This window comes from Streptomyces hazeniae (genome assembly GCF_031845485.1).
GTDB lineage: Bacteria > Actinomycetota > Actinomycetes > Streptomycetales > Streptomycetaceae > Streptomyces > Streptomyces hazeniae.
In genome coordinates this window covers 127,158-147,979 of record NZ_JAVREQ010000016.1, presented here as the reverse complement: position 1 = coordinate 147,979, position 20,822 = coordinate 127,158, and the positions used below count along the sequence as shown (strand labels likewise).

Below are 20,822 nucleotides of genomic sequence, written 5' to 3'. Positions count from 1 at the left end.
GCACGGCGTCGCCGACCACCGCGGCGGCCGCCGCACCGGCGCCCGCCCAGGCCGTCGCTCCCGCAGCGGCCCCGCACCTGTACGGAGCCCACGGGCACGTCACCTTCCTCGGTGCCGGTCCCGGGGACCCGGGACTGCTCACGCTGCGCGCCGTCGAGGCGCTGTCGCACGCCGACGTGCTCGTCGCCGACCCGCAGGTGCACGACATCGTGCGCACCCATGCGCGGGCAGGCGTGGACACCCCGCTGCGCGCGGTGGACGACGGTTCCGGGACGCACGAGGGCCCCAACTCCCCCGACGCCGCAGGCGATTGGGCACATGTTGTCATGGCGGCCGCACGCAGCGGCAAGCGGGTCGTACGTGCCGTCGCGGGCGACCCGGGGCTGGACGCCGACGCCGCCCGGGAGATGCTCGCCTGCGCCGACGAGGGCATCACCTTCGAGGTGGTGCCGGGCATCGCCAACGCGGTCGGCGTGCCCGCCTACGCCGGTGTGCCGCTGCGCGACGAGCACGGCGCCGACGTGCGGTTCGTCGACGCGGCGACCGCCGACGCGAGATGCTGGACCGAGCTCGGCTCCAGCGATTCCACCGTGGTCGTCTCCAGCACTCTGGAGACGGTGACCGGCACCGCCGGCGAACTCGTCGCCGCCGGGCGCAAGCCGGACACCCCGGTCTCGGTGACCATCGCCGGCACCACCACCCGTCAGCGCACCTGGAGCGCCACCCTCGGCACCCTCCAGCAGACCCTGAAGTCCGCGAAGGTGCTGCCCGCGGCGGACGGCACCCAGCCGGTGATAGCCGTGGTCGGCGAGCGCAGCGCGCCCGCGCAGCGGGACCGGCTGGCCTGGTTCGAGTCCAAGCCGCTGTTCGGCTGGCAGGTCCTGGTGCCGCGCACCAAGGAGCAGGCCGCCTCGCTCTCCGACCAGCTCCGTTCGTACGGCGCGGTGCCCGCCGAGGTGCCGACCATCGCCGTGGAGCCGCCGCGGACCCCGCAGCAGATGGAGCGGGCCGTGAAGGGCCTGGTCACCGGCCGGTACGAGTGGATCGCGTTCACCTCCTTCAACGCCGTGAAGGCGGTGCGGGAGAAGTTCGAGGAGTACGGGCTGGACGCGCGGGCCTTCGCCGGGATCAAGGTCGCCGCCGTCGGCGAGCAGACCGCCAAGGCGCTGGTCGACTTCGGCGTGAAGCCGGACCTGGTGCCCAGCGGTGAGCAGTCCGCGGCCGGGCTGCTGGAGGACTGGCCGCCGTACGACCCGGTGTTCGACCCGATCGACCGTGTCTTCCTGCCGCGTGCCGACATCGCCACCGAGACGCTCGTCGCCGGGCTGATCGAACTCGGCTGGGAGGTCGACGACGTGACCGCGTACCGCACGGTGCGCGCCTCGCCGCCGCCGGCCACCACCCGTGAGGCGATCAAGGGCGGCGGGTTCGACGCGGTGCTCTTCACCTCGTCCTCCACCGTCCGGAACCTGGTCGGCATCGCGGGCAAGCCGCACAACGTCACCGTGATCGCCTGCATCGGCCCCGCCACGGCGAAGACCGCCGAGGAGCACGGGCTGCGCGTGGACGTCCTGTCGCCGGAGCCGTCCGTCCACAAGCTCGCCGAGGCGCTGGCGGACTTCGGCGCGCAGCGCCGGGCCGCGCAGATCGAGGCGGGCGACCCCGTGAAGCGGCCCAGCGAGAAGCGGCCGCAGCGAAGGAGGGCCCGCACCTCGTGAACGCACCGCACCGCGCGCCGTCCGGCCACGGCGCCTTCCCCGCCGCCCGGCCGCGGCGGCTCCGCACCACACCGGCCCTGCGCCGCATGGTCGCGGAGCACCGCACCCGGCCGTCCGACCTGGTCCTGCCCGCCTTCGTGCGGGAGGGGATCAGCGATCCGGTACCGGTCTCCTCGATGCCGGGCGTCGTCCAGCACACGCGGGACACGCTGCGGAAGGCCGCCGTGGAGGCCGTCGAGGCCGGCGTCGGCGGGCTGATGCTGTTCGGCGTCCCGCTGGTCAAGGACGCGGTCGGCTCGCAGGGCACCGACCCGGACGGCATCCTCCAGCAGGCGCTGCGGGACGTCCGGTCCGAGGTCGGCGACGACCTGGTCCTGATGTCCGACCTGTGCCTGGACGAGTTCACCGACCACGGGCACTGCGGCGTCCTCGACGCGCAGGGCCGGGTGGACAACGACGCGACGCTGGAGCGGTACGCCGAGATGGCCCGCGTGCAGGCCGACGCGGGCGCCCACATGCTCGGGCCGAGCGGCATGATGGACGGCCAGGTCGGCCACGCCCGGGCTGCGCTGGACGCGGCCGGGCACACCGACGTGGCGCTCTTCGCCTACACGGCGAAGTACTCCTCCGCGTTCTACGGGCCCTTCCGGGAGGCCGTCGCCTCCTCGCTGAAGGGCGACCGGAAGACCTACCAGCAGGATCCGGCGGGCAACGCCCGCGAGGCGCGGCGCGAGTTGTCCCTGGACCTCGCCGAGGGCGCCGACATGGTGATGGTCAAGCCGGGCCTGCCCTACCTGGACATCCTCCGCGACTTCGCCGGGAGCACGGACGTGCCGGTGGGCGTGTACCAGATCTCCGGTGAGTACGCGATGGTCGAGGCCGCCGCGGAGAAGGGCTGGATCGACCGCGACGCGGCGATCCTGGAGACGCTGACGTCCTTCACCCGCGCCGGCGCGAGCGTGATCCTCACCTACTGGGCCGTCGAGGCCGCGAAGCTGCTGCGCGCCCAGCGCTGAGCGCCGCCGCGCGCGCCGGGCCCCGCCCACGGCCCCGCCCGGCCCCGTGCGTGCGCCGCGGCGTGCGCACGTTCAGGCCGGCAGCCAGGCGGGCCACCAGTCCGGGACGTTGTCCGGCCCGCACCGGCCGCTGTTGCTCGGCGCTCCCGGGAACGGCACCGTCCCCCACCAGGCGAAATGGGCCCACGTCAGCAGGGCCAGGGCGACCGTGACCGCCAGGGCCGTGACCGTGACGGCCCGCCGTGCGCCGACGTCGCGCCCCCGCAGTGCCAGGAGAACGAGGACCTGCGCCGCGGCGGCCACCAGCGCCCCGGCGACCAGGGACGCGGGCAGCGCCGGCCCTCCGGGGTGCAGTCCCCACCAGCCGTGCTCCGGGTAGGAGCCGCAGTACCGGCGCGCGGCGTCGGACAGCTGCCACGCCGCCGCACCCGCAGCCGTACCGGCGAGCGTGCCGAGGCATCCGAGCACCGCCTGCCCCGAGCTGTGTCCTCTCACGGTGTCCGGGACGCGGGGCCCCGGTCGTGGGTTCCCTTCCACAACGGGAGTTGACAGCGGTGCGCCCGTGCACCACCCTTTCACTACTTGATTAGTGAAAGGGTGGTGCTGGCGTGGTCGAATTCCGGATCGACCGGCGCAGCGGCGTCGCCACGTACGTGCAGATCGTGCGGCAGGTGCAGCAGGCGCTACGGCTGGGCCTCCTGGAACCCGGCGACAAGCTGCCGACCGCGCGGGAGGTCGTCGAGGCGACGGCGGTGAACCCGAACACGGTGCTCAAGGCGTACCGCGAGCTGGAGCGCGAAGGGCTGGTCGAGGCCCGGCGCGGACTCGGCACGTTCGTACGGAGGTCGCTGGGCGGCGTCCCCGCCGACTCCCCGTACGCCGTGGAGCTGGCCGACTGGACGCGACGAGCCCGGCGCGCCGGGCTCGAACGAGAGGACGTGGCCGCGCTCTTCGCGGCCGCACTGGACCGGGAGTTTCCCGAGGGGGACGGATGAGTCAGGACGGGGCCGCCCTGGAGGCGGCCGGGCTGGGGATGCGGTACGGCCGCCGGAAGGGGACGGTGCTGGACGGGTGCGCGTTCCGGCTGCCGGCCGGGCGGATCTGCGCGCTGGTGGGGCCGAACGGCACCGGCAAGTCGACGTTGCTGAAGCTCGCCGCCGGGCTGCTGCGCCCGGCCGAGGGCACCGTACGGGTCCTCGGCGGCGCTCCGGCGGCCATGCGGGAGCGCGTGGCCTACGTCGCGCAGAACAAGCCGCTGCACCCGCAGTTGACGGTCGCTGAGACGCTGCGCTTCGGTGCGGAGCTGAACCCGCGCCGCTGGGACGCCGGGGCCGCCGAGCGGATCGCGTACGCGAGCGGACTCGAACCCGGCGCGAAGATCCGCCGCCTCTCCGGCGGACAACGCACCCGGGTCGCCCTCGCCCTGGCCGTGGGCAAACGCGCCGACCTGATGCTGCTGGACGAGCCGATGGCCGACCTCGACCCGCTCGCCCGCCACGAACTCGCCGGCGCCCTGCTCGCGGAGGCCACCGAACACGGCACGACGGTCGTCATGTCCTCCCACGTGGTCGCGGAACTGGAGAACTCCTGCGACCACCTGCTGCTGCTCGGCGGCGGCCGTGTCCGCCTCGCCGGCCGGGTCGACGACCTCCTCGCCGCCCACGTGCTGCTGACGGGTCGGGGGCCCGACTTCGGCCCGCATCTCGTCGTGGAGCAGCGGCCCACCGGCCGCGGCAGCACGGCCCTCGTACGGTCGCGCGGTGCCCTGGACGGCGACTGGCAGGTGGAGCAACCCACCCTGGAGGAGCTGATCCTCGCCCACCTGCGCAACCCGGCGGCGGAGCCGCTGCTCACCGACGGCACCGCCCCCGCGCAGCAGGGGGCCACCGCATGAGTCTGCTGCCTGCGGCTCTTCGCCCCGGTGGTCTGACCTGGACGGTCCTCACGACCCACCGTGCGGTCCTCCGGATCTGGCTGGGCTGCCTGGTGCTGGGCGCCGCCGCGCTGGTGGCCCTCCACTTCTACGGTGCCCATGTCGTCGAGGCCTCCGACGCGTGCTCCGCGGGCGACCTGGGGTGCGACTACGACGTGGGCAAGCAGATCGAGACCTACCGATTCACCCTGGCCCTCGTGCAGGGCTTGCTCGCCTTCCTGCCGCTCGCCGTCGCCGGGTTCGCCGGCGCCGCGCTGGTGGGGCGTGAGATGGACAACGGCACCGCGGCCCTGGCCTGGACACAGTCGGTGACGCCGGTCCGCTGGCTGGTCGGGAAACTGACGCTGCCGGCGCTGCTCCTGGTCGCCGGCACGATTCCGCTGACGCTGTTGGTGCGCTGGGCCGATGACCGGGACTTCGCCCCTGAGTGGCACGGCGTCAACCCTTACCTCGCCACGGGGCCGACCGGGACCGCCTACCTGCTCCTCGCCCTCGTGGTCGGCGCGGTGGCCGGGCTGCTCCTCCGCCGTACGCTGCCCGCGCTGGCTGCGGGCGTGGGCTTCACCGGCGCGGCGATGATCCTCGGCGCGGTCTTCCGCTTCGACCTCTGGCCGAAGGTCTTCGTGTCCGGAAACCACACCGGCCTCGCGAACAACGCCTACATCGCCGAGACGGGCGGAGTCACCGCCTCGGGCGAACGCTTCTCGTTCGACCGGTGCTTCCGGGTGCCGCAGCCGGAGTTCGACGTCCGCAGCTGCCTGGAGAAGTACGACGCCGACCACTACGTACTGTTCCACCCCTCCTCGCACTACTGGCCGCTGCAGCTCGTGGAGACCGGCATCGTGCTGGCACTCGCCGCCGCGCTGGTGACGGCCGCATTCTGGCTGCTGCGGCGGCGGTTGCCGTGACCCGCCACGACTGGCACCACTGGAAGGAAACCCCGTGACCGCCCTGCCCCTCGGGCTCCGCCCTCGTGGTCTGACCTGGTCCGTCCTGACCACGAACCGCACGGTCCTGCGGATCTACCTCGCCTGCCTCGCGCTCGGGGGCGTCACCCTGCTCGCGGCGTACACGTTCGGCGGGCGACTCGGCGACGCTCTCGCCGCGTGCGGGGTACCGGACCCGCCGTGCACCGTCGACGTGATCCGTGCCCGTGGCGCGTACGAGTTCCTGACGGTCTTCGCCGGCGGGGCCATCGCCTACTTCCCCGTCGCCGTGGCCGCGTTCGCCGGTGCAGCGCTGGTGGGGCGCGAGCTGGAGAACGGGACCGCCTCGCTGGCGTGGACACAATCGCTTTCGCCGGCCCGTTGGCTGGCCACCAGACTGGCGGTCCCCGCCGTCCTGCTCGTCGCCGGCATGGCGGTGCTGACGCCGCTGTACCGGTGGGTCTTCCTCTCGGGCCACTCGCCCAACCCGCCGAGCTGGTTCAAGGGGGAGGGGTTCCTCGTGGGGGGCCCCACCGGCACCGCCTATGTGCTGTTCGGTCTGGTGCTCGGGGCAACCGTGGGTCTGCTGGTGCGGCGCACGCTCGTAGCGCTGACCGTCGCGGCCGTCGTCACGGGGCTGACGCAGGCCCTGGGGCACGTGTACCGGCCCGACCTGTGGCCGGTGGTGACGCGGACGGGTCCGTGGAGGGAGACGCATCCTCCGATCGATGCCCAGATCGTCGAGCGAGGCGGGATCACGCCGTCCGGCGAGCGCTTCGACCTCGCCACGTGCTTCGAAGGGCCGGTGCCGCCCACCAACGGCATCTCGGAGTGCTTCGCCCAGCGTGATGCTCAGTCCTACGTGGACTTTCACCCCTCCTCCCACTACTGGCCGCTGCAACTCGTGGAGACCGGCATCGTGCTGGGGCTGGCGGCCGGGCTGACGGCGGCCGCGTTCTGGCTGCTGCGGAGGAGGTTGCCGTGAGGCGCCTGCCGTGAGGCGGCCGTGACCCGGTGCGGGGTGCCGTCCGGAGGGGGGACGGCACCCCGCACCGTCGTGTGGACCGGGGTCAGAAGATGCCCTGGCCGGGGACGAGGATGCCGTCCGGGTCGTAGCGGCGGCGGGCGGCGGCCAGGAACGGCCAGGCGCGGCCGAAGTGGTCGTGCCAGTCGTCGCGGCCGAAGGGGACGGAGCCGACGGGGTACTGCTTGCCGCCCCGGTCGCGCACCGTCTCGTACGCGTCGCGGTTGGCGGCGAGCAGCCGGTCGACCGTCGCGGTGTCCTCCGGCGGGCAGGTGCGGAGCACGGCGAGGAGGTACGGCACGCGGTCGCGCGGCATCTTCAGCAGCGGGGTGCGCAGCTCCTCGCGCTGCAGCGGGTAGAGCAGGACGACGCCCGCCGGGCCGACGTCCGCCGGGGTGAGGCCGGCGAGGATGCCCCCGGCGAGGCGTTCCGCCTCGTCGCCGGGGAGCAGCAGGTTGAGCCACGGGTGGGCGTCGTCCCAGAGCCCGGCTTCCTTGAGCTGTTCCACGACCGGGCCCAGCCGGTCGATGAAGGCGTAGTAGTCGAGCGTCTCCGCCGTGGCCCCGGCGGGGTCGTGGCGGAGGCCGCGCAGCAGCAGTTCGTCGTCCGGCTCGGGGCCGGCCGGCGGGCCGTACGCCGTGGCCTCCAGGACGTAGGTGCGGAAGGCGCCGGTGTCGTCGGCGGCGACCTGTCCCTCGACGTAGGCGAAGCGGCGTTCCTCGACCAGCCGGCGCTGGTCCGCCAGGAAGGTGTGCAGGTCGTCGTACGGCAGCAGGAAGTGCCGTACCGTCTCCGGCGCGGTGACCAGTTGCAGCGTCGCGCCGACGACGATCGCGCACTGGCCGAGGCCGGCGCGTACCGCGTCGAACAGGTCGCGCCGCCGGTCGGGGGAGCAGCGCACGTACTCCCCGGCGCCGGTGACGACCTCCAGTTCGGTGACGGTGTCGACCTGGGCGCCGTGTGCGTGCGTCTGGCCGCCGATGCCGCCGACGGAAAGTGTGCCGCCGACGGAGAGTTCGAGGTAGTCGGTGAAGACGGGCGGGGTGAGGCCGTGTTCGAGGGTGGCCTTGGCGAGCGTCGACCAGCGCACTCCGGCGCCGACGGTCACCCGGCCGTCCCGTACCGGGCCGATGCCGGCGAGCGGCGTGGTCTCGATGACGAGGCCGTTCTTCACCTGGGCCTGGCCGAAGGTGGTGTGGCCCTGGCCGCGGGGGGCGACGTCGATGCCGTGGCGGCGGCAGTAGCGGACCATGGCCACGATGTCGTCCACCGAGCCGGGGCGGAGGACGGCGGCGGGTGTGCGGTGCACGATGTGGCCGTAGTCGTCGGCCGCGGCGGCGCGGGACGCGTCGTCGGTGAGCAGCGTGCCGTCCAGCGGCGGCACTTCGTCGAAGGGGCCGCCGTCCCCCTCGACGGCCCAGGCGCGTCCGGCCGGGTCGAACCCGACGACGACGGCCGCGGCGGCCGCTCCTCTCAGCGCGGTACGGCGGGTCGGCTTCGACAGCATGCGCGATCCTCTCGGCGGCGGTGACGTGACGTCAGCGCGGAGGATGCTACCGGCGAGGGGCGCGGCGCGCGCCGGTTCGAAGCATCAGCGTCGCAGGAGTGTGTCTGTTTCCAGTTCGATCTTCGCGCCGACCATCCGTGGGGTGGTCGGTCTGAAGAGACGGACCACCCCATCGGAGGAGCGCGAAGGCGCGTACTACAGGCGCTCGGGTGTGCGGATGCCGAGCAGGGCCATGCCCTGGTGCAGCGTCCGCGCCGTGAGGTCGCAGAGGAACAGGCGGTTGGCGACCTGGTCCGGGCCGCCCTCGGCCTTCAGGACCGGGCACTGGTCGTAGAAGGTCGTGTAGAGCGACGCGAGCTGGTACAGGTACGCCGCCAGCTTGTGCGGCTCGTACAGGTCCGCCGCGCCCGCGACCGTGTCGGCGAAGTCGTCCAGATGCAGGGCGAGCGCCCGCTCCGCCGGCTCCAGGGACAGCTCCGCCTTCGCCACGGGCTCGGCGCCCTCCGGCGCCTTCCGCAGGATGGACCGGATCCGTGCGTAGGCGTACTGGAGGTACACGCTGGTGTCGCCGTTGAGCGAGACCATCCGGTCCAGGTCGAAGACGTAGTCGCGGGTCATGGAGTTGGACAGGTCGGCGTACTTGATGGCGCCGACGCCCACCTGGGAGGCCCGCTCGGTGATCTCGGCCTCCGACAGCCCCAGGTTCTCGCTCTTCTCCCGGACCACCTCGGCCGCCCGGCCGACCGCCTCGCCCAGCAGGTCGACCAGCCGTACGGTCTCGCCCTCCCGGGTCTTGAACGGCTTGCCGTCCTTGCCCAGCACGGTGCCGAACGGCAGCTGCCGGGCCGCGCCCTCCGGCAGCCAGCCGGCCCGCTGCGCGGTCTCGAACACCATCCGGAAGTGCAGCGCCTGCCGCGCGTCCACGACGTACAGCAGGGTGTCGGCCTTGAGGTCGCCGATCCGGTTCCGGATCGCGGCCAGGTCGGTCGCGGCGTAGCCGAAGCCGCCGTTGGACTTCTGCACGATCAGCGGCGTCGGGGTGCCGTCCGGGCCCTTCACGTCGTCGAAGAACACGCACAGCGCGCCCTCCGACCGCACCGCGACCCCCGATTCCTCGAGGTCCTTCACCACGGCGTGCAGGTCGTCGTTGTAGGCGCTCTCGCCGACGACGTCCTCGTCGGCGATCTCGACGTCGAGCCGTGCGTAGACGCCCTGGAAGTAGATCTTCGACTCGTCGACGATCTTGTGCCACAGGCCGAGGGTCTGCGCGTCGCCGCCCTGGAGCTTCACCAGCCGGTCCCGGGCCCGCTCCTTGAACTCCGGGTCGGTGTCGAACAGCACCCGGGAGGCCTTGTAGAGCCGGTTCAGCCGGGCCATCGCGGCGTTGCCCTCGACGTCTGCCCCACCGTCGCCGGCCGCGGTGTCCGACGCGTGGTCCAGCTCGTGCGGGTGCTCGATGAGGTACTGCGTGAGCATGCCGAACTGGGTGCCCCAGTCGCCGATGTGGTGCCGCCGGACCACCTTCTCGCCCCGGTGCTCCAGCAGGTTGACCACCGCGTCGCCGATCACCGTCGACCGCAGGTGGCCGACGTGCATCTCCTTGGCGACGTTCGGCTGCGCGTAGTCCACAACCGAGGTGCCGGGGTCGGTCTTGTACGGCACGCCGAGCCGGCCGTCCGCCGCCCGGGCCGCCAGGGTCCGCACCAGCGCCGCGTCGGAAACGGTGATGTTGAGGAAGCCGGGGCCGGAGACCTCGATCTGCTTGATCTCGTCGTTCGCCGGGATCGCCGCGACGACCTTGGACGCCAGCTCCCGCGGGTTGCCCTTGAGCTTCTTCGCGAGCGCCAGCATGCCGTTGGCCTGGAAGTCCGCCCGGTCGCTTCGGCGCAGCAGCGGGTCGGCGTCCGCCGACTCGGGCACCGCCGCCGAGAGGGCTTCCGCGAGGCGCTGGTGGACCGCAGCGGAGAGGGACTGGACCGAGGCCATGGAGTGGGTCACCGTTCTGTCGGCGTGGAAAGGGATTGCCGACCAGTATCCCACGGCGCCCACCGTGGCCCGCGACCCGATTTCCGGATGGGACAATGGGTGCGCACCCCTGTCGACGCACACACGAGAAGGAAGTACCGGACGTGGCACAGACCACCCCCGAGGCCGACTGGGTCTCCCGTATCGCCGATGACGTCATCGCCGAAGCGGAGCGCCGCGCCCCCGGGAAACCGGTGGTGTGCGCCTCCGGTCTCAGCCCCTCCGGGCCGATCCATCTGGGCAACCTGCGCGAGGTGATGGTCCCGCACCTGGTCGCGGACGAGATCAAGCGGCGCGGCGTGCCGTGCGAGCACATCATCTCGTGGGACGACTACGACCGGTTCCGCAAGGTGCCGGCCGGTGTCGAGGGCGTCGACACGTCGTGGAGCGAGCACATCGGCAAGCCGCTGACCTCGGTCCCCGCGCCGCAGGGCAGCCCGTACGGAAACTGGGCCGAGCACTTCCGCACGGCCATGTCCGACGCGCTGGGCGAGCTGGGCGTGGAGTTCCGCGGCATCAGCCAGACGGAGAGGTACACCTCCGGCGCCTACCGCGAGCAGATCCTCTTCGCCATGCGCGAGCGCGCCCGCATCGACGCCGTGCTCGACCGCTACCGCACGCTCGACAAGAACGCGCAGGGCGGCCAGGGCGGCGGCAAGAAGGGCAAGCAGCAGCAGAAGCCGAAGGACGCGGCCGAGATCGAGGCGGCCGAGGGCTCCGGCGCGGCCGCCGAGGACGACGGCTCCGGCTCCGGCTCCGGCTCCTACTACCCGTACAAGCCCTATTGCGGCGTCTGCGCGCGCGACCTGACCCGGGTCACCGCGTACGACGACGAGAGCACCGAGCTGACCTACGTCTGCGAGTGCGGCCACACCGAGACGGTGCTGCTGCGCGAGTACGACCGCGGCAAGCTGGTCTGGAAGGTCGACTGGCCGATGCGCTGGGCCTACGAGGGCGTGACCTTCGAGCCCAGCGGCGTCGACCACCAGTCGCCCGGCTCGTCCTTCGTGGTCGGCGGGCAGCTGGTGCGGGAGATCTTCGGCGGCGAGCAGCCGATCGGCCCGATGTACGCCTTCGTGGGCATCAGCGGCATGGCCAAGATGTCCAGCTCGCGCGGCGGGGTGCCGACCCCGTCCGAGGCGCTGGAGATCATGGAGGCGCCGCTGCTGCGCTGGCTCTACGCGCGGCGCAAGCCGAACCAGGCGTTCAAGATCGCGCTCGACCAGGAGATCCAGCGCACCTACGACGAGTGGGACGCGCTCGGCCGCAAGATCGCCGACGGCTCCGCGCAGCCCGCGGACCTCGCCGCGCACCTGCGCGCCTCGACCACGGCCGCGGGCCCGTTGCCCGCGACGCCGCGGCCGCTGCCGTTCCGCACGCTCGCCTCGGTGGCCGACGTCACCGCCGGGAATGCGGAGCAGACCCTCCGCATCCTGAGCGAGCTGGACCCGGAGCAGCCCGTACGCGACCTGGACGAGACCCGGCCGCGGCTGGACCGCGCCGAGCGCTGGATCACCACGCAGGTGCCGGCCGACCAGCGCACGCGGGTGCGGGACGAGCCCGACGGCGCCCTGCTCGGCTCGCTGGACGAGGAGCAGCGGGAGTCGCTGCGCCTGCTGCTCGACGGGCTGGACGAGCACTGGTCACTGGACGGGCTCACGTCGCTGGTCTACGGCGTGCCGAAGGTACGGGCCGGGCTGGCGCCCGACGCCAAGCCGACGCCCGAACTGAAGGTGGCCCAGCGGGCGTTCTTCGCCCTGCTGTACCGGCTGCTGGTGAGCCGTGAGACGGGGCCGAGGCTCCCGACGCTGCTTCTGGCGGTGGGCGCCGACCGCGTCCGCAAGCTGCTGGGGGCGTGAGCCCCTCCCGTTGACCGCCCTCGCGTGGGCGGTCAACGGGAGATGCGGGGCTGGGAAGCGAATGCTCCCGCCGTCAGATGGAGATGCCCATCTCGGAGCTGTAGCGCTCGCGGAACTCGCGCAGGTAGGCGCGCAGGTACGGCTCGCTCAGCAGGTTGCCGTCCACGTTCGTGACGCCGAAGCCGTCGTGCAGCGCCCGCGAGAGGTCGCGCGCCGAGGGCCGGCTGCCGTGCGCGGCGATGTACTGCCGGTACGCCTCGAAGTACATCTCTTCGCGCGGGACGCCGTCCGGGACACCGATCGGCTCGTCGCCCCCGTACGCGTCCGGCTCGGGTTCCGGAACGGGCGGCGCGGGGGCCGGCGCGGGCTCCGGCTCGGGGGCCGGGGGCGCCGGTTCCGGTTCGACGAACAGCTCCTGCTGGCTCGGTGCGTACGCGCCGCGGCCGCCGTCCGGGGCGCCGCTGCGGCCCAGCGGGCGCTGCCGCCCGCCCTGGACGACGGGCACGGTCACCTGCGGATGCCGGCGGCCGGTGTCCTCCGCGTAGGCGTACCCGGAGGCGGCCGGGGCGGCGGGTTCGTCGGGGATCTCGGGGAGCGGGTATTCGCCGGTGGGGGAGACGGCGACGGGCTCCTCCCACCGAGGATCGAGGTCCGGGTGACCGCCGGGGTGGGTGCCCTGGGGCGGCGGGGCGGGTATGTACTCGGGCGCGGGGCGGTACTCGGTGGCGTACTCCGCGGCCATGTCGTCGTCGTACGCGGAGCGTTCCCGCAGCGGCGGTCGTTCCTCCGGTGCGGTGGCGGCGTCCTCCTTGGTGAGGGAGGGAGCCGCCGCGCGTTCGTGCGCCCCCCGAGCCTCGGCCGCCGTGCCGCCGTGTGCCGCGTCGGCTCCGCCGCCCGCGTGCACCGCGCCGGGCGCGTCCGAGACGCCCGGCAGCAGGGCCCGTCCGGCCTGTCCGGGGGTGTCCGCGCCGGAGGCGCTCTCCGTGCCGGAGGTGAGCCGTGCGGGCACCGTGATGCCCGCCGCCGCCAGACCGGCCGGGCCCGTCTCCGTCAACGGCACGCCGTAGCGGGCGAGTCGGAGGGGCATCATCGCCTCGACGGGTGCCTTGCGGCGCCAGCCACGGCCGTAACGGGCGCGCAGCCGCGCCTCGTACACCAGCCGGTCCTGTTCCATTGCGATGACCTGCTCGTACGACCGCAGCTCCCACAGCTTCATCCGCCGCCACAGCCGGAACGTCGACGGGAACGCCAGCAGCCAGCGGGAGAGCCGTACGCCCTCCATGTGCTTGTCGGCGGTGATGTCGGCGATCCGGCCGATCGCGTGCCGGGCCGCCTCCACCGCGACCACGAACAGCACCGGGATGACGGCGTGCATGCCGACGCCCAGCGGATCGGGCCAGGCGGCGGCGCCGTTGAACGCGATGGTCGCCGCGGTCAGCAGCCACGCGGTCTGCCGCAGCAGCGGGAACGGGATGCGGATCCACGTCAGCAGCAGGTCGAGCGCGAGCAGCACCACGATGCCCGCGTCGATGCCGATGGGGAAGAAGGGCGCGAAGGCGCCGAACCCCTTCTTCTCGGCCAGGTCGCGCACGGCCGCGTACGACCCGGCGAAGCCGATGGCCGCGATGACGACCGCGCCGGTCACGACGACGCCGACGAGTATCCGGTGTGTGCGGTTGAGTTCGACGGACTGCACTGGTGTGGACCCCACCCTCGGGAAGCTGGCGGCGCTCAGCCTTGCACACCTGTGCGGTTTCGCGTCACCCGATGGCGCCGGAGGCCTCCTTCGCCACCTTTTCTGCGTTCTTGCGCACCTCGTCGCGGCTGGGCGGATCCGCGTCCTCGAATCCGGTGCCCTCGTAATCGACCGTCACGACGACGTTCTGGTCCCGGACCACGACGCGGGTGGCGCGGTAGGTGTTGTCCTTCTTCTCGGTCTCGTAGGTGACGGCCAGCGCTTCGTCGCCCACGCCGGAGACCTTGCTCTGCTCGGGCTTCTTGTGCGCCTCGTCGCCCTCGACCGCCTGGACCTCCTGCTGGACGAAGCGCTGCGCCTGCTCGTCGCCCGAGCCGAGCGAGGCGTCGGTGTCGTACCGCTTCAGGGACACCGTCAGGGCGCGGTAGTCGGCGTCGATGTCGCCGCTGCCGCCGCTCCACAGGCAGGCGCCGTAGCTGTCGGTGTCCGAAGAGGCCAGGTTCTTCCCGGACTTGTCCTCCGTGCCGGGCACCACGTCCTCGACGGTCTTCTCGGACACGGCCTTGCACGGGTCCGGCAGGCTCTTGTACGCGGCCGGGTCGGGCTTCTTCCCGCCGGTGCTCGCCGACGCCGAGGAGGAGGGGCCGGTCGGCTCCGGGTCGCCGGAGTCCGAGGAGCATCCGGCCACCAGCAGCACGGGAACGGCCACGGCTGCGCAGGCGGCCCGGCGGGCCAGTCGCGGGGTGATTCGGTGCATGGTTCCTTCGCTTCCGGTTTCTCTTCGGGGTCCGGCCGTCCGGGGTTCCGGCGAACCGGGGTTCGGGGCCGGCGTCAGCCGTCGGTGAACTGCTCGGCGAGCTGCTGGGCCAGGTCGCGCGCGTACTCCTGGAGTTCGGCACTCTCCGGCGTGCGGCGCCCGTCGGCGATGGACTGGCTGTACTCGACGGTGACCAGCACGTTGGAGGTGCGGAAGAGCAGGACGACGTCCCGGTGCGCGCTGCGGCCGTCGGCCGACGTCCTGAGCCGGTCGTCGAGGAAGGCGGCGTCGCCGATGTCGCCGAGCCTGCGGGGCGGCAGCGAGGGCTCCGGCGAGGGGGAGCCGAGCTCGGGCTCGCCGGCCTTGTCGTCGCCGGTGCCGCCGCCGTCCTCCGGGGTGTCCTCCCCGTCGGGTGACTCCGACCGTTCGCCGGGAGACGCCGCGTCGGGTCCGCCGTCCCGGGCAGCCCCTGCCATCGCGTCGGGTCCGCCGTCCGGGGCGTCGCCCTCGCCGTGGGCGTCGGTCTCGGTGCCCGCGTCCGGCTCCGGCGTCTGCGAGGCTTCCTCGCCGGGCCCCACCCCGGCCTTCTCGGCCCGTCGCTCGAACAGCAGCTCGGCCTGCTCGTCGTCGCTGACCTCGGAGTCGTAGGACACGATGCGCTCGAAGTCGACGTTGAGCCGTCGGCTGCCGAGGCTGGTCGTGCTCTGCCACGTGCAGCCCACGCGCCGGTCGGTGTCGTAGGTGAGGGCGGCCTCGCCCTCCAGCGGCGACGGGGTGGCGGAGGCGCCTCCCTCGTCGCCCTCCCCGCCGGTCTCCTGCTCGGCCTTCGCGGCCGCACCCGGCAGCATCTGCTCCAGCGTGTCGCGGCTCACCGCCCCGCACGGTTCGGGGAGGGTCCGGTAGCGGCCCGGCGGCGCGGGTTCCGCGGCGGCGGTGGCGTCGCCGGGCGTGCCGCCCGTCTCGTCGCCCCCGGAGCCGCCGGTGCAGGCCGTGAGGCCGCCGGCCACGGCGAACGCCAGCGCGGCGCCCGCCAGACGCGTCCTTGCCGTCCGCTGCACCGGTGCCTCCCGCGCTCGAAAACGTGTTGCCGCCCGTATGGGCCGACGCCACACAATGTCTACCGCACGCACCGCACGGCCGTCCGGTCGCGTGGCGCCTATGTGGCGCGAAGTCCGACTTGTTCTTTTTCTGCCTTCGGTGCCGTCCACGCTCGTGCGCTGCACCGCAGGGTCTTTCCGGGGGAGTTGAGTGAGATGTCGTACACCGAGCTGCCCGGTGCACGGGTGCCGATCCGCATGTGGGCCGATCCGGCCACGGTCGAGGACGGCGCGCTGCGCCAGCTGGAGAACGTGGCCACCCTGCCGTGGGTCCGTGGCCTCGCCGTGATGCCCGACGTGCATTACGGCAAGGGTGCGACGGTCGGCTCCGTCATCGCCATGGAGGGCGCCGTGTGCCCGGCGGCCGTCGGCGTCGACATCGGCTGCGGCATGTCCGCCGTCCGCACCTCGCTCACGCAGAACGACCTGCCCGGCGACCTGTCGCGGCTGCGGTCGCGGATCGAGCGGGCCATCCCGGTGGGCCGCGGCATGCACGACGATCCGGTGCGGCCGGAGCGTCTGCACGGCCTTCCGACCGCCGGCTGGAGCGACTTCTGGGGCCGGTTCGACGGCGTGGCGAGCGCGGTCCGCTTCCGCCGGGGGCGCGCGGAGAAGCAGATGGGCACCCTCGGTGGGGGCAACCACTTCGTCGAAGTGTGCCTCGACACCGAGGGCGCGGTGTGGCTGATGCTGCACTCCGGCTCGCGGAACATCGGCAAGGAGCTGGCCGACTTCCACATCGGCGAGGCCCAGAAGCTTCCGCACAACCAGGGCCTGGTCGACCGCGACCTGGCGGTCTTCGTCGCGGACACCCCGCAGATGGCCGCCTACCGGAACGACCTGTTCTGGGCGCAGGAGTACGCGCGCTTCAACCGCGCGCTGATGATGGGCCTGCTCCAGGACGTGGTGCGCCGTGAGTTCCGCAAGGCGAAGCCCACCTTCGAGCAGGTCATCTCCTGCCACCACAACTACGTGGCCGAGGAGCGGTACGAGGGCACGGACATGCTGGTCACCCGCAAGGGGGCCATCCGCGCGGGCAGCGGCGAGTACGGCATCATTCCCGGCTCGATGGGTACCGGGTCGTACATCGTGAAGGGCCTGGGCAACCGCGACTCGTTCCAGTCCGCCTCGCACGGCGCCGGGCGCCGGATGAGCCGCGGCGCGGCGAAGCGGCGGTTCTCCGAGCGCGACCTGGTGGAGCAGACCCGTGGCGTGGAGTGCCGCAAGGACTCCGGCGTGGTGGACGAGATCCCGGGGGCCTACAAGCCGATCGAGCAGGTGATCGAGCGGCAGCGGGACCTGGTGGAGGTCGTCGCGAAGCTCAAGCAGGTCGTCTGCGTGAAGGGCTGACCCTCCGGGGCTGCGCCACACCGGATCGTTGCCCAGGGCACCACTCCCGGTCGACAAGCTGCGATAATCAGGGCATACCGAGAGGATGGCGGAGGACTGCGACGCGTCTCGCGTTCCGGACTCCGCGTGTGGTGCGGTCGCATGTGTCACCGGGCAGCCGGGTACCGGCCCTGCCGACCCTGAGCACCGCAGAGGCTCGAGTGAAAGGCCGAGATCTTGCTGAATGATCGCAAGGACGAAGAGCCGAGGGGCGAGGTGATGGGCACCACACCTGCCGGTCATTCTCTGCACAGGCCGCGCACCGACAGAGTGGTGTTCGGCGTCAGCGCGGGGCTGACTCTGGCGTTCGTGCTGTGGGGCGGTCTCTCCACCGACTCGCTCGCGGACGTGTCGAGCAAGCTGCTCGAGGTGGTCATCCACAACGGCGGGTGGGCGTTCGTGCTCGCCGCCTCCGGGTTCGTCGTCTTCGCGTTGTGGCTGGCCTTCAGTCGCTACGGGAGGATCACCCTCGGTAAGGAGGGTGAGCGCCCGGAGTTCCGTACGGTGTCGTGGATCGCGATGATGTTCAGCGCCGGCATGGGCATCGGGCTGATGTTCTACGGTGTGAACGAGCCGCTGACGCACTTCGTGGACCCGCCTCCGGGCAACGAGCCGGTGGACGCGGGTGCCCGTATGGCCGACGCCATGGCCACCACGCTCTTCCACTGGACCCTGCACCCCTGGGCCATCTACGCCGTGGTGGGCCTGGCGATCGCCTACAGCGCGTTCCGCCGCAACCGCCGCCAGACCATCAGCGCCACCTTCACCCCGCTGATCGGGGAGAAGGCGGCCAACGGAGCCCCCGGGCGGGTCATCGACATCCTGGCGATCATCGCCACCCTGTTCGGTTCCGCCGCCTCGCTGGGCCTGGGCGCCCTCCAGATCGGCAGCGGCGTGCAGGAGCTGGACTGGATGTCCACCGTGGGGACGGGTCTCCTGGTCGCGATCATCGCGTTCCTCACCCTGTGCTTCGTCGTGTCGGCGGTCTCGGGCGTGGAGAAGGGCATCCAGTGGCTGTCCAACATCAACATGGTGCTGGCCGCGCTGCTGGTCGTGTTCCTCTTCGTCGCCGGACCGACCGTGCTCCAGCTGGACCTGATCCCGACCTCGATCGGTGCCTACTTCGCCGACCTGCCGGAGATGGCGGCGCGCACGGAGGCCAGCGCCGGCGACGACGTCGCCACCTGGCTCTCGGGGTGGACGGTCTTCTACTGGGCCTGGTGGATCTCCTGGACGCCGTTCGTCGGCATGTTCATCGCCCGCATCAGCCGTGGCCGGACGATCAGGCAGTTCATCGGCGGCGTGATCCTCGTGCCCAGCGTGGTCAGCCTGATCTGGTTCTCCGTCCTCGGCGGCACCGGCATGCGGCTGCAGGAGAACGGCGCCGGCATCGCCGGCGAGGCGACGCCGGAGGGACAGCTCTTCGCAGTGCTGAACGAGTTCCCGATCGCCGGCGTCACCAGCCTGGTCGTGATGATCCTCGTCGGCATCTTCTTCGTCTCCGGCGCGGACGCGGCGTCCATCGTGATGGGCACGCTCTCCCAGAAGGGCACCCTTGAGCCGCACCGGTTCGTGGTCATCTTCTGGGGTGCTCTCACGGGCGCGGTCGCCGCCATCATGCTGCTGATCGGTGAGGGCGGCACGACCGCACTGGACGGTCTGCAGAACCTGACCATCCTCGCCGCGGTGCCGTTCACCGTGGTGATGATCGGACTGTGCGTGGCGCTGATGAAGGACCTCCGCCAGGACGCCAGGATCCAGCGCAGCGAGCGGGGCGAGGAGGCCGTGGAGCTCGCGGTCATCACGGGCTCCGAGAAGTACGACGGCGACTTCGAACTGCGTATCGGCCCCGCCGAGGACGTCGACATGAACGAGGTGCGGCGTCGTGCGGACACTAGTGAGTTGACCAGGATCGAGGCGGAGCACCGGAGCGAGGAGGAGGAGCGGGAACACCTCCAGCCACGCAAGCAGTGAGGCAGTCTCGCTTTCCGTCGACCGGCGGCCCGGAACGGCCGCCGGTCGATACTTTTTCGTGACGTGTGTTTTCGGCCGTCGTGGGGAGGTGAACGGCTCGCGGGTCGACGTCGTCCCGGCCTGCGGCTTTTCTGCCCCGACAACCGAAGGATGAGTGCGTGTCTGCGCAGACGACGGCGAAAGTGCCGCCCCAGGGAGATCGACCAGGACCAAGAGAAGGCGAACGGACCTCCTCCATCGCGCCGAGGGTCTTCTGGCCTTCGGCGGTGGTGATTCTCGGGTTCGTGCTGTTCGCCGTCATCGGTCAGAAGACGGCCGCCGACGCGGTCGCCACCGTGCAGAGCGAGGTCATCGGCAACCTGAGCTGGTTCTACATGGCTCTGGTGTCGCTGTTCGTGATCTTCTGCCTGTGGGTGGGCATAGGCCGCTACGGCGACATCAGGCTCGGCAAGGACGGGGAACGGCCGGAGTTCTCCGTCGTGTCCTGGCTGGCGATGCTGTTCGCCGCCGGCATGGGCATCGGCCTGGTCTTCTGGGGTGTCGCCGAGCCGCTGAACTTCTTCGACGCCCCGCGTCCCGGCATCGGCTCCTCCGACGCCGCCAAGTCCGAGTTCGCCATGGTGCAGACGTTCCTGCACTGGGGCATCCACCCGTGGGCGATCTACGTGGTCGTCGGCCTCGCCGTCGCCTACTCCGTGCACCGCAAGGGCCGCCCGGTGTCCATCCGCTGGGCGCTGGAGCCGGTCTTCGGTGACCGGATCAAGGGCGTGTGGGGCGACGTGATCGACTCGGTGGCCGTCATCGGCACCCTGTTCGGCGTCGCGACCTCGCTCGGCTTCGGAGTGATGCAGGTCGCCAGCGGCATGGACTTCCTGGGCTGGGTCGACGACGGGGGCAGCAAGACCCTGCTGGTCGTGCTGATCGTGTGCATCACCGGTGTCGCGACGCTGTCCGTGGTGACGGGCATCGGCAAGGGCATCAAGTGGCTCTCGAACGCCAACATGGGCATCGCCGCCCTGATCATGCTCTTCGTGCTGATCGCCGGCCCGACGCTGTACATCGCCAACACCCTCGTCCAGGACACCGGCGGCTACCTCCAGAACCTCCTGTCGCTGAGCTTCGACACCGGGGCGGCGCACGGCGAGGACGGCACCAGCTGGGTCAACGCCTGGACCGTCTTCTACTGGGGCTGGTGGATCTCCTGGGCGCCGTTCGTCGGCATCTTCATCGCCCGGATCTCCCGGGGCCGCACCGTCCGCGAGTTCGTCTGCGGCGTGCTGCTGGTCCCGACCCTGCTGACGTTCGTCTGGTTCTCCATCTTCGGCGGCACCGCCGTCTTCCAGCAGGCGACCGGAAAGCACGACTACGTCGGCGAAGCGGGCGTCAGCACCAACAACGCCCTCTTCGAGATGCTGGACACGCTGCCGGGCGGCACCTTCGTCGCCGGTGTGGCGATCCTGCTGATCGTGCTCTTCTTCGTCACCTCGTCCGACTCCGGTTCGTACGTGGTGGACATGCTGGCGTCCGGCGGCGACCCGAACCCGCCGACCTGGAGCCGTGTCTTCTGGGCGCTGACCGAGGGCGCCGTGGCCATCGCGCTGCTGCTGGCCTCCGGCAGCGGCGGAACGGCCTCGCTGGACACGTTGAAGACGGTGGCGATCCTCGTCGCCCTCCCGTTCAGCTTCGTCATGATCGGCATGTGCGTCGCGACGCTGCGGTCGTTCCGTCAGGAGCGGGAGGCCTACCTGGCCGCCAAGGCCAAGCGGGAGCAGGACAGGATGGTCGACGAGGCGGTGGCCGCGCTCGAGGAGGGCCTCGAGAACGGCACGCTCGGTGCGGAGGGGACGTCGAAGACGTCCACCACGAAGCGCTGACGGCCGCCTGACCGCACGTCATCACGC

At 72.0% G+C, this 20,822-nt stretch carries 16 protein-coding genes; 10 read left to right on the top strand and 6 right to left on the bottom strand.

Translation table 11 applies throughout. The features are described from left to right. Positions 1–77 precede the first annotated feature (77 nt). Both RM572_RS18400 and hemB read left to right on the top strand, forming a co-directional pair. Complete coding sequence (locus RM572_RS18400) at positions 78–1,718, top strand: bifunctional uroporphyrinogen-III C-methyltransferase/uroporphyrinogen-III synthase (RefSeq protein WP_311674465.1); 1,641 nt, start codon at positions 78–80, stop codon at positions 1,716–1,718. Continuing rightward, entirely contained in the window at positions 1,715–2,734 is a 1,020-nt protein-coding gene (gene hemB, locus RM572_RS18395) for a porphobilinogen synthase (protein WP_311674444.1), read from the top strand. Before RM572_RS18400 ends, hemB begins: the two co-directional genes overlap by 4 nt. Positions 2,735–2,806: 72 nt before the next feature. Here hemB and RM572_RS18390 read toward each other — a convergent pair whose 3' ends face one another. After that, complete coding sequence (locus RM572_RS18390; RefSeq protein ID WP_311674443.1) at positions 2,807–3,229, bottom strand: hypothetical protein; 423 nt, start codon at positions 3,227–3,229, stop codon at positions 2,807–2,809. Between the two features lie 113 nt (positions 3,230–3,342). Here RM572_RS18390 and RM572_RS18385 point away from each other — a divergent pair, with 113 nt between their 5' ends. From RM572_RS18385 to RM572_RS18370, 4 genes are read left to right on the top strand one after another with little or no spacing between them, the layout of a single operon-like run. Beyond that, entirely contained in the window at positions 3,343–3,729 is a 387-nt protein-coding gene (locus RM572_RS18385; RefSeq protein ID WP_311674442.1) for a GntR family transcriptional regulator, read from the top strand. Then, entirely contained in the window at positions 3,726–4,628 is a 903-nt protein-coding gene (locus RM572_RS18380; protein WP_311674441.1) for an ABC transporter ATP-binding protein, read from the top strand. Before RM572_RS18385 ends, RM572_RS18380 begins: the two co-directional genes overlap by 4 nt. Then, on the top strand, positions 4,625–5,575 hold the full coding sequence (locus RM572_RS18375) for a DUF2339 domain-containing protein (RefSeq protein WP_311674440.1): 951 nt from the start codon (positions 4,625–4,627) through the stop codon (positions 5,573–5,575). Before RM572_RS18380 ends, RM572_RS18375 begins: the two co-directional genes overlap by 4 nt. Before the next feature lie 34 nt (positions 5,576–5,609). Then, complete coding sequence (locus RM572_RS18370) at positions 5,610–6,578, top strand: hypothetical protein (RefSeq protein WP_311674439.1); 969 nt, start codon at positions 5,610–5,612, stop codon at positions 6,576–6,578. Between the two features lie 85 nt (positions 6,579–6,663). On the opposite strand, the gene RM572_RS18365 is transcribed toward RM572_RS18370, so the two are convergent. Both RM572_RS18365 and argS read right to left on the bottom strand, forming a co-directional pair. Continuing rightward, complete coding sequence (locus tag RM572_RS18365) at positions 6,664–8,124, bottom strand: FAD-binding protein (RefSeq protein ID WP_311674438.1); 1,461 nt, start codon at positions 8,122–8,124, stop codon at positions 6,664–6,666. A gap of 195 nt (positions 8,125–8,319) precedes the next feature. Further along, on the bottom strand, positions 8,320–10,110 hold the full coding sequence (gene argS / locus RM572_RS18360) for an arginine--tRNA ligase (protein ID WP_311674437.1): 1,791 nt from the start codon (positions 10,108–10,110) through the stop codon (positions 8,320–8,322). Between the two features lie 143 nt (positions 10,111–10,253). Between argS and lysS the strand changes: the two genes are divergently transcribed. After that, positions 10,254–12,008 (top strand): lysine--tRNA ligase, encoded by a 1,755-nt coding sequence (gene lysS, locus RM572_RS18355; protein WP_311674436.1) that lies wholly within the window; start codon positions 10,254–10,256, stop codon positions 12,006–12,008. Positions 12,009–12,081: 73 nt separating this feature from the next. On the opposite strand, the gene RM572_RS18350 is transcribed toward lysS, so the two are convergent. From RM572_RS18350 to RM572_RS18340, 3 genes are all read right to left on the bottom strand, one after another. After that, the gene (locus RM572_RS18350) at positions 12,082–13,719 is read right to left on the bottom strand and encodes a DUF2637 domain-containing protein (RefSeq protein ID WP_311674435.1); all 1,638 of its coding nucleotides are present in this window, start codon (positions 13,717–13,719) and stop codon (positions 12,082–12,084) included. A gap of 49 nt (positions 13,720–13,768) precedes the next feature. Then, the gene (locus RM572_RS18345; RefSeq protein WP_311674434.1) at positions 13,769–14,461 is read right to left on the bottom strand and encodes a DUF3558 family protein; all 693 of its coding nucleotides are present in this window, start codon (positions 14,459–14,461) and stop codon (positions 13,769–13,771) included. Positions 14,462–14,535: 74 nt separating this feature from the next. Continuing rightward, positions 14,536–15,519 (bottom strand): hypothetical protein, encoded by a 984-nt coding sequence (locus RM572_RS18340; protein ID WP_311674433.1) that lies wholly within the window; start codon positions 15,517–15,519, stop codon positions 14,536–14,538. 195 nt (positions 15,520–15,714) lie between these two features. Here RM572_RS18340 and RM572_RS18335 point away from each other — a divergent pair, with 195 nt between their 5' ends. The 3 genes from RM572_RS18335 (at position 15,715) to RM572_RS18325 (ending at position 20,795) form a co-directional block, all read left to right on the top strand. Further along, entirely contained in the window at positions 15,715–16,908 is a 1,194-nt protein-coding gene (locus RM572_RS18335; protein ID WP_311674432.1) for an RtcB family protein, read from the top strand. Between the two features lie 258 nt (positions 16,909–17,166). Continuing rightward, positions 17,167–18,921, top strand: coding sequence for a BCCT family transporter (locus RM572_RS18330; RefSeq protein WP_311674431.1), 1,755 nt, complete (start codon positions 17,167–17,169; stop codon positions 18,919–18,921). Positions 18,922–19,079: 158 nt separating this feature from the next. Then, positions 19,080–20,795, top strand: coding sequence for a BCCT family transporter (locus tag RM572_RS18325; protein ID WP_394813637.1), 1,716 nt, complete (start codon positions 19,080–19,082; stop codon positions 20,793–20,795). Positions 20,796–20,822: the final 27 nt, after the last annotated feature.